This window comes from Pseudomonas sp. 43A (assembly GCF_013363935.1).
GTDB classification, from domain to species: domain Bacteria; phylum Pseudomonadota; class Gammaproteobacteria; order Pseudomonadales; family Pseudomonadaceae; genus Aquipseudomonas; species Aquipseudomonas crudilactis.
In genome coordinates, this window is record NZ_CP054880.1 from 6,109,685 (window position 1) to 6,124,025 (window position 14,341).

At 60.3% G+C, this 14,341-nt stretch carries 12 protein-coding genes; 6 read left to right on the forward strand and 6 right to left on the reverse strand.

All coding sequences use genetic code 11. The features are described from left to right. Window positions 1–29: 29 nt before the first annotated feature. From HUW52_RS26995 to mreB, 6 genes are all read right to left on the reverse strand, one after another. Window positions 30–3,836: a YhdP family protein gene (locus HUW52_RS26995; RefSeq protein WP_175555339.1), complete on the reverse strand. Its 3,807-nt coding sequence runs from the start codon at window positions 3,834–3,836 to the stop codon at window positions 30–32. Window positions 3,837–3,911: 75 nt separating this feature from the next. Beyond that, on the reverse strand, window positions 3,912–5,369 hold the full coding sequence (gene rng / locus HUW52_RS27000) for a ribonuclease G (protein WP_016984169.1): 1,458 nt from the start codon (window positions 5,367–5,369) through the stop codon (window positions 3,912–3,914). 58 nt (window positions 5,370–5,427) lie between these two features. Then, the gene (locus HUW52_RS27005; protein WP_016984170.1) at window positions 5,428–6,024 is read right to left on the reverse strand and encodes a nucleoside triphosphate pyrophosphatase; all 597 of its coding nucleotides are present in this window, start codon (window positions 6,022–6,024) and stop codon (window positions 5,428–5,430) included. A 37-nt stretch (window positions 6,025–6,061) separates the two neighbouring features. After that, window positions 6,062–6,553: a rod shape-determining protein MreD gene (gene mreD / locus HUW52_RS27010; RefSeq protein WP_016984171.1), complete on the reverse strand. Its 492-nt coding sequence runs from the start codon at window positions 6,551–6,553 to the stop codon at window positions 6,062–6,064. Further along, a complete protein-coding gene (gene mreC / locus HUW52_RS27015) occupies window positions 6,553–7,680 on the reverse strand; it encodes a rod shape-determining protein MreC (protein ID WP_080587461.1) in 1,128 nt (375 codons plus the stop codon). Before mreC ends, mreD begins: the two co-directional genes overlap by 1 nt. Window positions 7,681–7,821: 141 nt before the next feature. After that, window positions 7,822–8,859 (reverse strand): rod shape-determining protein MreB, encoded by a 1,038-nt coding sequence (gene mreB / locus HUW52_RS27020; protein WP_002555108.1) that lies wholly within the window; start codon window positions 8,857–8,859, stop codon window positions 7,822–7,824. 211 nt (window positions 8,860–9,070) lie between these two features. Here mreB and gatC point away from each other — a divergent pair, with 211 nt between their 5' ends. From gatC to HUW52_RS27050, 6 genes are all read left to right on the forward strand, one after another. After that, a complete protein-coding gene (gene gatC / locus HUW52_RS27025) occupies window positions 9,071–9,358 on the forward strand; it encodes an Asp-tRNA(Asn)/Glu-tRNA(Gln) amidotransferase subunit GatC (RefSeq protein ID WP_007915356.1) in 288 nt (95 codons plus the stop codon). Between the two features lie 16 nt (window positions 9,359–9,374). Further along, entirely contained in the window at window positions 9,375–10,826 is a 1,452-nt protein-coding gene (gene gatA, locus HUW52_RS27030; RefSeq protein ID WP_016984173.1) for an Asp-tRNA(Asn)/Glu-tRNA(Gln) amidotransferase subunit GatA, read from the forward strand. A gap of 10 nt (window positions 10,827–10,836) precedes the next feature. Beyond that, window positions 10,837–12,282 (forward strand): Asp-tRNA(Asn)/Glu-tRNA(Gln) amidotransferase subunit GatB, encoded by a 1,446-nt coding sequence (gatB, locus tag HUW52_RS27035; protein ID WP_095125392.1) that lies wholly within the window; start codon window positions 10,837–10,839, stop codon window positions 12,280–12,282. A 149-nt stretch (window positions 12,283–12,431) separates the two neighbouring features. Next, on the forward strand, window positions 12,432–12,806 hold the full coding sequence (locus tag HUW52_RS27040) for a septal ring lytic transglycosylase RlpA family protein (RefSeq protein ID WP_016984175.1): 375 nt from the start codon (window positions 12,432–12,434) through the stop codon (window positions 12,804–12,806). 46 nt (window positions 12,807–12,852) lie between these two features. Beyond that, a complete protein-coding gene (locus HUW52_RS27045) occupies window positions 12,853–13,914 on the forward strand; it encodes a calcium/sodium antiporter (protein ID WP_175555340.1) in 1,062 nt (353 codons plus the stop codon). After that, complete coding sequence (locus tag HUW52_RS27050) at window positions 13,911–14,291, forward strand: carboxymuconolactone decarboxylase family protein (protein WP_016984177.1); 381 nt, start codon at window positions 13,911–13,913, stop codon at window positions 14,289–14,291. The genes HUW52_RS27045 and HUW52_RS27050 overlap by 4 nt, the downstream gene beginning before the upstream one ends. Window positions 14,292–14,341: the final 50 nt, after the last annotated feature.

Below are 14,341 nucleotides of genomic sequence, written 5' to 3' on the forward strand. Positions count from 1 at the left end.
GCTACTCCATCGGTTCAGGGGCTGGCTGTTCAAAAAGGCTTGTCGAAGGTGATTTTCGGCTCTTTCCATGGGCCTTTGACGGTGTATTTCACACTGGCAAAGCGCGCCACCCGGTCGCCGATCAGCTTGTCGATCAGGAACAGTGCGCCGCCAACTGCCGGCGCGCCAACGATCAGCGCAGCGATCGGCAGGTTGTTGGTCACCGGCAAGGTCACCAGCAACTTGGCGTCAACCTTGTCGCCGACCAGATCCAGCGTTCCGTCGAGTTCAAGATTGCTCGAAGGGCCGGTCAGGCGGATCGGTTCGCGAGTCACGTAGACACCGTTGGTGGCGACCAGCAAACCTTTGACCCGGTCATAGCTCAAGCCTTTGCCAAACAGATCGGAGAAGTCCAGACGCAAACGGCGGCCGATGGAGTTGAAGTTGAGCAGACCGAACACTCGCAACGCCTGTGCGCCACCCTCCACCTCAACAAACTGGCCTTTGTTCAGCGACGCATCAAGGGTGCCGGAGAAGCGCTTGGTTGCCAGCCATGCCGGCGAGCCGGGCCAGCGGCCATCGACGTCCATGTGAAATTCTTCACTGGTCACGCTCGGAGCAAAGCCCCAGCCCTTGAGGACATCAGCGAGGTTCTTGCCGCCAATGCGACCCTTATACCAACTGGTGGTCGCACCCGGGGGCCCTTCCCAGCCGCCGTTGCCCTGCAACAGGATGCCTTTGAGGCCCATGTCCAGGTTGTTCAGAGCGATGCCTTTGGCGGTCGGGCGCACCTTCAGCGACCAGCCGCCAACCAGATCCGGGCCGAGGAACAGTTGATTGATGGTGATATCCAGCGCTGGAATTTTCGTCGGATCGACCGAAACCAACGGATCCGGCGAATTCTCGTCAGCTTGAACCGTCGGGTCTGGCGCTGGCAGTTTCACGTACTGCAAATTCACCGCAATCGGCACGCCCTTGGCGTCCGGCAGGCTCGCCGAGCCTTTCGCCTGTTGACTGTCGAGGGACAGATTCCACGTACCCGGCTTGCGATTGACCTGCACCGATGCCTGATCCAGCGTAGTCCCGAATGCCGTGAGCTTGCCGACCTTGAAATCAGCACTGTTGAGCAATTGCTTGGCACTGCCGCCCGGATCCTGCCCGGCGTACTTGTTGACCAGGTCCTGCCACGGCGCGACATCCAGCTCCGAAAGCACCCCGCGAATCCGCAAGCCTTTGGCGCCCGGCAGCACCGCTTCGCCGGCTCCAAGGAACAACTCGCCACGGCCGTCGGCAAAATTGCTCGGCGGCGCGGCAAAGGTGAAATTGGCCAGTTGATCGTAATTGACCCAGTAACGCCGCTCCTGCCCCTGCAGGGTCATGCGAAACACCGTGTCGCGACCGACATCCGCCGCCATGCCGAACGGCGCCGGCAGATCCACCGCCACGCCTTTCATGTTGGAACTGACCAGCAACTGGCTGTCGACGCCGTCCAGATTCAATTGCAGTTGGTAGGGAATCGTCCCTGACACTGGCAAAGGTTGCGTCACGCCCAGCCAGTCGGTGAGTTTCTTCACTTCGACCTGACCGGATGCCGCGACCCGAGTCTTGAGCTTACCGGGGCTGCCATCGGCGAAGATCTGCGCCGTGACCGGTTTGTCGAATGCGCGCGCTGCGATGTTCTGCCCACTGAGCCCTTTGGCACTGTCAAAGCGGAAATCGCCTTTGAGTTGAGTCAGCTCCAGCTTCGGCTCAGCCAACTTCAGGCGCGCATTGGCGGTTTTGAAGTCGACGAGGATTTTTGGCTGGTCGCCGCCCTTGTCCAGCGGGATATCGAGCTTGAGCTTGCCTTGCAGATCACCCGCCCCTTCCCAACCGGCAAAGGTCTCACCGGTGCCGATCGGCGCGTCCTGAAGAATTTTCAGGCCATCACCGAGGCCGCCGGCAAAGCCGCCATCAAGATACATGTGCGTGTGTTGCCCGGCCGGTACGTGGGGAATATTGACGAAGACATCGCTGACTTGAGTGTCGAGCAACTGGCCCTTGTCGGCCCAGATCCGCACACCACTGTCTTCGATAAACACATCGCCGCTGACCTTGCTCACGTGCGGCCAGCCCGGCTGGAACGCCAGTTCGGCATCGTGCACTTTGAAGAACAGGCTGATGCTGCGGTCGGCCTCACCGGCATTCTTGCTCAGCGAACCCTGATACTGGAAGAAACCCTGATCGACTGCGCCTTTGAGGATGGCCGTACGCAGCCACTCGTCGAGCGCCGGACTCAAGACTTCGGGCAGGTATTTGGCGGTGTAGCGACCGTCGCCCTCGACCAGACCGACCCGCAGGTCCATGTAATCTTCCTGGCTATGGTCGAAATGCAGACGAATCAGGAAGTCACCGGCAATCTTGCCCTCCTCGCCGAGCACCTTCAGGTACGGAGCGATCAGGGTGAAGCCGTCTTTATCGAGTTTCCAGGTCAGGCGTGCGTTGGCGTGAATGTACTGCCATGGCTTGGCGAAAATCGGGTCGAGGTGCAGGACGAAATCCTTGCTGTCCATGCGCAACTCGCCACCGTCGAGGTTGCCGCTCAGGCTGCCGCTGACGTTCCGAGCCGCTGGCGCGCCGTGGTAGGCATCGAAACCGACGTTATCCAGATTGGTGGCGAAACTGAATTTGTTGCCGTCGGTGGCATTGGGGCGAAAATCCAGCAGCACGTTACGCAGGCCACCGGTGACTTTCAGATGATCAACAGCCGTGGCGAAACCTTGCGGCAACGGCCCCAAGGCATTGAGCAGTGGAGTGATCGGGGTCAGATCGAGACGATCCGCCTGCAAGTGCCAGAGCTCTTCGACCTTGTCGGTCGCGCGCGTCTGCTTCAGCTGTACGTGCGACTCCCAGCGGTTTTCGCCGAAATTCATCGCCAGTGAATCGAGGGTAACAGTCGCGCCCTCATCACTGTTCTCGTAGTAGGCGTTAAGCGCCAGATTATTGATCTGGATCGGCTTGCGATCGGCATAGGCGCCGGTCAGTTGCGGAGCATTCAAGCGTAACGCGGCACTCTGCAGCGTGCCCTTGGCCCAATTGACCCAGAGTTCGCCGCCAGCCTTGATCTCGGAAAAACTCCATTGTCGGGTAAGACGCTCCGGCAGCCACTTCGACCAGTCGCTTTGCGGCAGGCTGGCGTAACCGTCCACCACACTGTCCTGCCATTGCTCGGGGCGAATCCGCGTGCGCAGGCTCAGTGCAACAGGCTGGCCATCCGGCAAGGTCAAACGCGCGTCGAGCCTCTGACGGCTGGCGCCGGTTTTCAGATTGAGGCCAACATAGGTGAGGGTCAGCGGCGTGTGATCCAGCGGTTGCAAGGTTACCTGGCTGTCGAGCACCGACAGTTGCTGAATCATCTGCGAGCGATTGAACAATTGCTGCGGATCGAGCGGCTGATCGTTCTGCACCGGCAGCCCTTCCAGCGCCCAACTGCCGTCCTCGGCTTCCTTGAGGCTGATTTTCAGGCCGTTGAGTTCCAGGTGGGCAATGCGCACTTCGCGCGCCAACAGACTGGCCCACAGATCCGGCACGACGCGCACCTGATCGAGACGCAAAGCATTGGCGCCGCTGCCGACCATTACGTCATGCGCCAACAGGATCGGGGCAAAACCGCTCCAGTTGCCTTCCAGCTCACCGATCTGCAAGGGCATGCCGAGGGCGGCACTGGCCTTGTCTTCGATGTCGGCACGGTATTCAGCCACCAGTGGCGTCAGTTCGCGGCCGAGACTGACGTACAACGCCATCAACACCAGAACCAACGCGCACAGGCCCAGCCCCCAACGGGTGAGTGCGGCCAGAATGCGTGTCAGACGCTCCATGTCAGTTGGCTCCCATGGCAAAAATACTGCGAAAAGCTGAGGCCAGCCGCGTTGGAATAAAGGTGACGCAGGGGATCAGAGCAACACCACGTCATATTGTTCCTGGGAATACATGGTTTCCACCTGGAAGCGTATGGTGCGACCGATAAACCCTTCAAGCTCGGCAACGTTACCGGATTCTTCGTCGAGCAGGCGGTCCACCACTTTCTGGTTGGCCAGCACCCGATACCCCTCGGCCTGATAGGCGCGGGCTTCACGCAAGATCTCGCGGAAGATCTCGTAACAGATGGTTTCCGGGGTTTTCAATTTGCCGCGCCCCTGACAGCTGCTGCACGGCTCGCACAGCACTTGTTCGAGGCTTTCGCGGGTGCGCTTGCGGGTCATCTGCACCAGGCCCAACTCGGTGATGCCGATGATGTTGGTCTTGGCGTGATCGCGCTCCAGCTGTTTTTCCAACGTGCGCAGCACCTGGCGCTGGTGCTCTTCATCTTCCATGTCGATGAAGTCGATGATGATGATCCCGCCCAGATTGCGCAGGCGCATTTGCCGGGCAATCGCGGTGGCCGCTTCGAGATTGGTCTTGAAGATGGTTTCTTCGAGGTTGCGATGGCCGACGAAAGCGCCGGTGTTCACATCGATGGTGGTCATGGCTTCCGCCGGATCCACCACCAGATAACCACCGGATTTCAGCGGCACCTTGCGTTCGAGGGCTTTCTGGATTTCGTCTTCGACGCCGTACAGGTCGAAAATCGGTCGTTCACCTGGGTAGTGTTCCAGACGATCGGCGATTTCCGGCATCAGTTCGGCGACGAATTGCGTGGTTTTCTGGAAGGTTTCCCGCGAGTCGATACGGATCTTCTCGATTTTCGGATTGACCAGGTCACGCAGCGTACGCAACGCCAGACCGAGGTCTTCGTAAATCACGCTCGGCGCGCCGATGGTTTTGATCTGCTCGTTGATCTGATCCCACAGGCGTCGCAGGTAACGGATGTCCATGAGGATTTCATCGGCGCCAGCACCTTCGGCGGCGGTGCGCAGAATGAAACCGCCCGCTTCTTTGATCCCTTCCTTGGCCACGCAATCGCTGACCACCTGCTTGAGGCGTTCGCGCTCGGCTTCGTCTTCGATTTTAAGGGAAATGCCGACGTGGGCAGTACGCGGCATGTACACCAGATAGCGCGACGGAATCGACAGTTGCGTGGTCAACCGCGCGCCTTTGGAACCGATCGGATCCTTGGTGACTTGCACCACCAGGCTTTGGCCTTCGTGCACCAGCGCACTGATGCTTTCCACCGCCGGGCCTTCGCGCAGGGAGATTTCGGCGGCATGAATGAATGCCGCACGATCCAGGCCGATGTCGACGAAGGCCGCCTGCATTCCCGGCAGCACCCGCACGATCTTGCCTTTATAGATGTTGCCGACAATCCCGCGCTTCTGTGTGCGCTCAACATGAACTTCTTGCAGCACACCGTTTTCGACCACCGCCACGCGCGACTCCATCGGCGTGATGTTGATCAGAATCTCTTCACTCATGGCAGGATCTCGTTCAGGCATGTTCACGATAATGGCCGCATCTGGTTTCGTACGACGCTTATTGCGCGTTCAGGTTTTGCCAACAGGGTATGCCGAAATGGCCCAACAGTTCTGCGGTTTCGCAAACAGGCAGCCCGACGACTGCCGAGTAACTGCCATTGAGCCCGGCGACAAACACCGCACCGAGCCCCTGAATGCCATAGCCGCCGGCCTTGTCATGCGGTTCACCGCTAGCCCAATAGGCGGCAGCTTCATCCCCGCTGATCGGCCGGAACCGCACCAGACTGCGCACCACCCGCGATTCGCAACGATCGCCTTCGAGCACGGCGATGGCGGTCAGCACTTCATGCTCCTTGCCGGACAACATCATCAGCATGGCGCATGCATCGGCTTCGTCCACCGGTTTGCCAAGAATTTTGCCGTCCAGCACCACGGCGGTGTCGGCACCCAGCACACAGAAAGGCTGAGCAGACACGACGCTACGGCGCCCGGCCTCGGCCTTGCCGCGCGCCAGGCGCTCGACATAGGCCGACGGCGATTCTTCGGGTAATGGGGTTTCGTCGATATCCGCACTGATGGCGGAGAACGGAACGCCGATCTGCGTGAGCAATTCACGGCGACGCGGCGATCCGGAGGCGAGGTAAAGCGGCTTCATCAAAACATCTCCCTGTTCAGTGCCCTGCTTCACCGGCTCAATTGATTTTGTAGCGGCGGCGCAATCCACGCAGGGCGAAGCTGACCCAAGGCCAGAGCAATGCGCTGACCAGCGCCGGCAGTACCAGCGCCAGGGTCGGCTGACGGTTACCGGTCAAGGCACTGAGCCACAATTGCACCAGTTGCGCGAGGCCAAAAATCACCAGGATCACCAGGCACTGCTGCCACATCGGGAACATCCGCAGGCGTTGCTGCAACGACAGCACCAGGAACGTAATCAGCGAGAGGATGAGCGCGTTTTGCCCAAACAGATCGCCTTGCAATACGTCTTCGGCCAATCCCAGACAGAACGCAGTGACCATGCCGACCGTCTGCGGCATGTACAGCGCCCAGAACGTCAGTAGCAAGGCCAGCCACAGCGGGCGGAGGATTTCCATGAAGATCGGCAACGGCGACACGCTGAGCAACAGGCCGATCAAAAATGTCAGCCAGACCATCCAGCCATTTCGAGAAGCTTTCACACCAACCATTATTCTCGCCCCCTGGTGGTGACTGGCGCCGTGACCGGCGGTTTGGCGGGTGGTTTGCCGGTGGCTGGCGAAGAGGCCGGTGGCTTCGTCGCGGCCGGCACAGTCGCTGGCGGTTTGCTTGCACCCGGTTTGACCGCCGTCGCGGCGGGCGCTGTGGTGGCCGGTGCCTGTTCGGGAGTCGCAGGGGCGGCAGGCACCGGCATGACCAGAGGTTTCGAAACGTTGGCCGGCATCATCGGACCGCCGCCATGCGCATCCAGAATTTCCTGAGCCTGCGCAGCGTCGTTGGCGCGCTCCTCAGCCGTGCGCGAGTCACTGAACACCAGCAGCAAGTAGCGACTGCGGTTCAGCGCAGCGGTCGGTACCGCGCGAACGATCGCAAATGGCTGGCCGGAGTCGTGGATCACTTCCTTGACCGTCGCCACCGGATAACCCGCCGGAAAACGCTGTCCGAGACCGGAACTGACCAGCAGATCGCCTTCCTTGATATCCGCCGTGTCGGCGACATGCCGCAATTCCAGGCGCTCCGGGTTGCCGGTGCCGCTGGCAATCGCCCGCAGTCCGTTACGGTTCACCTGCACAGGAATGCTGTGGGTGGTGTCGGTCAACAGCAATACACGGGAGGTGTACGGCATCAACTCGACCACTTGCCCCATCAGACCGCGAGCATCGAGTACCGGCTGACCGAGCACCACGCCGTCGCGCTCACCTTTATTGATGATGATTCGATGGGTAAAGGGATTGGGATCCATGCCGATCAGCTCGGCCACTTCGACCTTCTCATTGACCAGCGCGGAAGAGTTGAGCAACTCGCGCAATCGAACATTCTGCTCCGTCAGGGCTGCCAATTTCTGCATACGCCCTTGATAAAGCAGGTTTTCGGTCTTGAGCTTTTCGTTTTCGGCGATGAGCTCGGTGCGGCTGCCGAACTGGCTGGCAATCCCTTCCCACAGCCGTCCGGGCAGGTCAGTGATCCAGTAGGCATCCATCAGCACCAGCGACGCTTGTTTGCGCGCAGGCTTGAGCAGATCAAAGCGGGCATCGACCACCATCAGCGCGACCGATAGCACGGCCAGCACCAACAGGCGCACACCCAACGAAGGGCCTTTGGCGAAAAGCGGTTTAATAAGCCGCTCCTCCCAGGCAAATGTTCTGTTTATTCATACGGCATCAAACCGGCCTGGATGAAGACTGACAGAAGATAAACGCCAACAGGCAGCACTGCAAAGTGCTGCCTGCGCGCTCACCCACGTATTGCACTCGGCGACTTATTCGCTCGAGAGCAGGTCCATGGTGTGCTTATCCATCATTTCCAATGCACGGCCACCGCCGCGAGCAACACAGGTCAGCGGGTCTTCGGCAACGATCACTGGCAGACCGGTTTCCTGGGCCAGCAACTTGTCGAGGTCACGCAGCAATGCGCCACCACCGGTCAGCACCAGGCCACGCTCGGCGATGTCGGAAGCCAGTTCCGGCGGCGATTGCTCCAGGGCACTTTTCACAGCCTGAACGATGGTTGCCAGGGACTCTTGCAGAGCTTCCAGCACTTCGTTGGAGTTCAGGGTGAATGCGCGTGGAACGCCTTCGGCCAGGTTGCGACCGCGAACGTCGACTTCGCGAACTTCGCCGCCCGGGTAGGCCGTGCCGATTTCCTGCTTGATGCGCTCAGCGGTGGATTCACCGATCAGGCTGCCGTAGTTACGGCGTACGTAGGTGATGATCGCTTCGTCGAAACGGTCGCCGCCCACGCGGACGGATTCGGCATAGACCACACCGTTCAGGGAGATCAGCGCGATTTCGGTAGTACCACCACCGATATCCACGACCATCGAGCCGCGCGCTTCTTCTACCGGCAGGCCGGCACCGATCGCAGCAGCCATTGGCTCTTCGATCAGGAACACTTCACGGGCACCGGCACCGAGGGCCGATTCACGGATGGCGCGACGCTCAACCTGGGTGGATTTGCATGGAACGCAGATCAGCACACGAGGGCTAGGCTGCAGAAAGCTGTTTTCGTGAACCTTGTTAATAAAGTATTGCAGCATCTTTTCGCAGACGCTGAAGTCGGCGATCACGCCGTCCTTCATCGGACGAATGGCAGCAATGTTGCCCGGCGTACGGCCGAGCATGCGCTTGGCCTCGGTGCCGACAGCAACGACACTTTTCTGGTTACCGTGTGTCCGAATGGCCACAACCGATGGCTCATTCAGGACGATACCGCGCTCGCGCACGTAAATAAGGGTGTTGGCAGTGCCCAGGTCAATGGAAAGATCGCTGGAAAACATGCCACGCAGTTTCTTGAACATGGGAAAGGGACCCTAGGCAACGCGTGGGTAAAAAAGTGCGGCAAACTCTAACAACGACAGGGATTTTGGGCAAGGCGCCAATATGTTAAATTGGCCGCTTTTCTGTGCACCAAGCCCCACAATCGCGGCCTTATGACCGTAGAAGTGCGGTAGTGTTCCGACAATCTAACACACGGACGCCGTCCGTTCTGTTTTCCACAGGAGAATCCCGATGGCGCTAGAACGCTCCGACGTGGAAAAAATCGCTCATCTGGCCTGCCTTGGCCTCAATGATGCCGATCTTCCACACATTACTTCCGCTCTCAACAGCATTCTCGGTCTGGTCGACGAAATGCAGGCTGTTAATACCGACGGAATCGAGCCTCTGGCCCACCCGCTGGAAGCCAGTCAGCGCCTGCGCGCCGACGTCGTGACCGAGAGCAATCACCGCGAGGCCTACCAGTCCATCGCACCAGCGGTCGAAAACGGCCTGTATCTGGTTCCGAAAGTCATCGACTAAAGGGAAAGAGCCTGCAATGCATCAAATGACTCTGGCCGAGATCGCCCGCGGTCTCGCCGATAAAAAGTTTTCCTCCGAAGAGCTGACCAAAGTCCTGCTGGCGCGTATCACCCAGCTCGATCCGCAGCTCAACAGTTTCATCAGCCTCACCGAAGCGCTGGCCCTCGAGCAGGCGAAAGCCGCCGATGCCCGCCGCGCCAACGGTGAGAGCGGCGCCCTGCTCGGTGCGCCGATCGCTCACAAGGACCTGTTCTGCACCCAGGGCATTCGCACCAGCTGCGGCTCGAAGATGCTCGACAACTTCAAGGCCCCGTACGACGCCACCGTGGTCGCGAAACTGGCGGCTGCCGGTGCAGTCACTCTGGGCAAGACCAACATGGACGAATTCGCCATGGGTTCGGCCAACGAGTCGAGCTGGTACGGCGCGGTGAAAAACCCGTGGAACCTGGAACACGTACCAGGCGGTTCGTCTGGTGGTTCGGCGGCGGCAGTGGCCGCTCGTCTGTTGCCAGCGGCGACGGCCACCGACACTGGCGGTTCGATTCGTCAGCCGGCGGCATTCACCAACCTCACCGGCCTGAAACCGACCTACGGTCGCGTTTCGCGCTGGGGCATGATCGCTTACGCCTCCAGCCTCGATCAGGGCGGCCCGTTGGCGCGCACGGCCGAAGACTGCGCCATTTTGTTGCAAGGTATGGCTGGCTTCGATCAGAACGACTCCACCAGCATCGATGAGCCGGTGCCGGATTACTCGGCAAGCCTGGGCGATTCGCTGCAAGGCCTGCGCATCGGCGTGCCGAAGGAATACTTCAGTGCCGGTCTCGACCCGCGTATCGCCGAGCTGATCCAGAACAGCATCAAAGAGCTGCAGAAGCTCGGTGCCGTGATCAAGGAAATCAGCCTGCCGAACATGCAGCACGCGATCCCTGCGTACTACGTGATCGCGCCGGCAGAAGCCTCCTCGAACCTGTCGCGTTTCGACGGCGTGCGTTTCGGCCACCGTTGCGAGCACCCGAAAGATCTGATCGACCTGTACAAGCGCTCCCGTGGCGAAGGCTTCGGTGCGGAAGTACAGCGCCGGATCATGGTCGGTGCCTACGCGCTGTCCGCCGGTTACTACGACGCCTACTACCTGAAAGCGCAGAAGATCCGTCGTCTGGTGAAGAACGATTTCATGGCGGCCTTTAATGAAGTCGACATCATCCTCGGCCCAACCACGCCGAACCCGGCCTGGAAGCTTGGCGCGAAGAACAGCGACCCGGTCGCTGCCTATCTGGAAGACGTCTACACCATCACCGCCAACCTCGCGGGCCTGCCGGGCCTGTCGATGCCGGCCGGTTTTGTCGACGGCTTGCCGGTGGGCGTGCAGTTGCTCGCGCCGTACTTCCAGGAAGGTCGCCTGTTGAACGTTGCCCACCAGTATCAGCTCAACACTGACTGGCACACCCGCACCCCAACCGGCTTCTGAGGAGACACACATGCAATGGGAAGTCGTGATCGGGCTGGAGATTCACACTCAGCTCACTACCCGGTCGAAAATCTTTTCCGGTAGTTCCACCACGTTCGGTTCCGAGCCGAACACCCAGGCCAGCCTGATCGACCTGGGCATGCCTGGCGTATTGCCGGTGCTGAACCAGGAAGCAGTGCGCATGGCGGTGATGTTCGGTCTGGCGATTGACGCCGAGATCGGTCAGCACAACGTGTTCGCCCGTAAAAACTACTTCTACCCGGATCTGCCGAAGGGCTACCAGATCAGCCAGATGGAATTGCCGATCGTTGGCAAGGGCCATCTGGACATCGCCCTGGAAGACGGCACCGTCAAACGTGTCGGCATTACCCGCGCGCACCTGGAAGAAGACGCCGGCAAGAGCCTGCACGAAGAATTCAACGGTGCCACCGGCATCGACCTGAACCGTGCCGGCACGCCGCTGCTGGAAATCGTCTCCGAGCCGGACATGCGCAGCGCCAAGGAAGCCGTGGCTTACGTCAAGGCGATCCACGCACTGGTGCGTTACCTGGGCATCTGCGACGGCAACATGGCCGAAGGTTCGCTGCGTTGCGACTGCAACGTGTCGATCCGTCCGAAAGGCCAGGTTGAGTTCGGCACCCGCTGCGAGATCAAGAACGTCAACTCGTTCCGCTTCATCGAGAAGGCGATCAACTCCGAAATCCAGCGTCAGATCGAGCTGATCGAAGACGGCGGCAAAGTGATACAGCAGACCCGTCTGTACGATCCGAACAAGGACGAAACCCGTCCGATGCGTTCGAAAGAGGAAGCCAACGACTACCGTTACTTCCCCGATCCGGACCTGCTGCCGGTGGTCATCGAAGAGTCGTTCCTCGGCGAGGTGCGCGCCACTCTGCCGGAACTGCCACCGCAGAAACGCGAACGCTTCCAGAGCCAGTTCGGTCTGTCGGCCTACGACGCCAACGTGCTGGCCACCAGCCGTGAGCAAGCCGATTACTTCGAGAAGGTTGCGGCCATCGGCGGCGATGCCAAACTGGCGGCGAACTGGGTAATGGTCGAGTTGGGCAGCCTGCTCAACAAGCAAGGCCTGGACATCGACGAGTCGCCGGTTTCCGCTGAACTGCTGGGCGGCATGCTGCTGCGCATCAAGGACAACACCATCTCCGGCAAGATTGCCAAGGTTGTGTTCGAAGCGATGGCCAACGGTGAAGGCAGCGCAGACGAGATCATCGAAAAACGCGGCCTCAAGCAAGTGACTGACAGCGGCGCGATTTCGGCGGTGCTGGACGAAATGCTCGCGGCCAACGCCGAGCAAGTTGAACAGTACCGTGCGGCTGATGAAGCCAAACGCGGCAAGATGTTCGGCTTCTTCGTCGGTCAGGCGATGAAAGCGTCGAAAGGCAAGGCCAACCCGCAGCAAGTGAACGAACTGCTGAAAAGCAAGCTCGAAGGCTGACCGCAATTGAGCCAGATCCCAAGCCTGGCTCTATTCCCTGTGGGAGCGAGCTTGCTCGCGAAGGCGTCATGACATTCAACATGAATGCTGAATGTAACGGCCTCTTCGCGAGCAAGCTCGCTCCCACATTGTTATCTGGGAGCTTTCGAATGAAACGTCTGCTCGGCGCCTGCGCCCTGCTCTCTTTACTGGCCGGTTGCGCCAGCACCGACACCATCGACCCGCACGGTTACGACCAGACCGGCGTCGCTTCCTATTACGGTGCCAAGCACCACGGTAAACGCACCGCCAGTGGCGAAGCGTTCAACCAGAATTCCCTGACCGCCGCCCACCGCCAGCTACCCTTTGGCACACGGGTAAAGGTCACCAATCTGAAAAACGATGAATCCGTCGTGGTCCGCATCAACGACCGTGGCCCGCACACCCGTGGGCGCCTGATCGACGTGTCCCGCGAGGCCGCCGAACAGCTCGGCATGCTGCGCAGCGGCACCGCACGGGTTCGCGTGCAAGCCCTCGACGACTGATGGAGCGCCGACCATTTTCGCACTAGCCGACTTACCCCTGATCAGCGTGATCGAACTGCTCGCCGGCCTGTGCCTGCTGATCTTCGGCGCCGAACTGATGGTGCGCGCAGCAGTGCGTCTGGCGGCGCGTCTGCATGTACGGCCGCTGATCATCGGCCTGACCATCGTCGCCCTCGGCAGCAGCGCACCGCAAATGGCCGTCAGCGTGCAAGCGGCGTTGGCGCACAACCCCGATATCGCGGTCGGCAGCGTGGTTGGCAGCAGCATCTTCAACATCCTCGTCACCCTCGGCCTGTCGGCGCTGATCATTCCGCTGCGCGTCTCCCGGCAACTGGTGCGCCTCGACATTCCGCTGATGATCGGCGCCAGCCTGCTGGTGTTCATATTGGCGTGGAATGAAGAAATCGGTCGCTTCGACGGCATCCTGCTGCTCGGCGCATTGGCGCTGTATCTCGGCTTGCTGCTGCGCCAATCGCGACACTCGACGCGGCCACATTCAGAACAGCCTCAAGCTGCGCAGGCCTCCTGGATCGGCAGTTTGCTGATGATCGTTATCGGTCTGGCGATGCTGGTGTTCGCCGGGCATCTATTGCTCGGCGCCGCCGTCGTGGTGGCCACCGACCTTGGTTTCTCCGAGCGGGTAATCGGCCTGACCGTGGTCGCCGTCGGCACTTCGCTGCCGGAACTGGCGACCTCGCTGATTGCCGCATTGCGTGGGCAACGCGATATCGCCGTGGGCAACGTGATAGGTGCCAACCTGTTCAACCTGCTCGGCGTGCTCGGCCTCACCGCGCTGATTGCACCGACGCCGCTGTCGGTGTCGCCGAACGCGCTGGATTTCGACCTGCCGGTGATGCTCGGTGTCGCGGCGCTGTGCCTGCCGGTGTTCTATTCCGGCTACCGCGTGACGCGGGCCGAAGGTCTGTTGCTGCTCGGTTTGTATCTGGCCTATGGGCTGCACGTGGTGTCGTTCACCACCGGCATGCCCCTGGCCGGCAAGCTTGAGCGAATGATGTTGTTTTATGTCCTGCCAACGCTGCTGACGTTCTTGTTGTTCACGTCGATACGCGCCTGGCGCCGCCAACACCACAAGAGTGAAAAACCATGACCGAATCGAAGAAGTCCGGGGTTGAAGTCCGCCGCCAGGTAATGGGCGATGCGTTTGTTGATCGCGCGCTGGGCAACGCCACCGAGTTCACCCAGCCGCTGCAGGATTTCGTCAATGAGCATGCCTGGGGTGGCGTGTGGAACCGCGAGGGTCTGCCGCTGAAAACCCGCAGCCTGATCACCCTCGCCGCGCTGACGGCACTGAAGTGCCCGCAGGAGTTGAAAGGCCACGTGCGCGGCGCACTGAACAATGGCTGCACGGTGGACGAGATTCGCGAAGCGCTACTGCATTGCGCGGTGTATGCCGGCGTACCGGCAGCGATTGATGCGTTTCGGGCGGCGCAGGAAGTGATCGATACCTACCAGAAACCTGAATGATTGAACTGACGCCTTCGCGAGCAAGCTCGCTCCCACATTGGAATGCATTT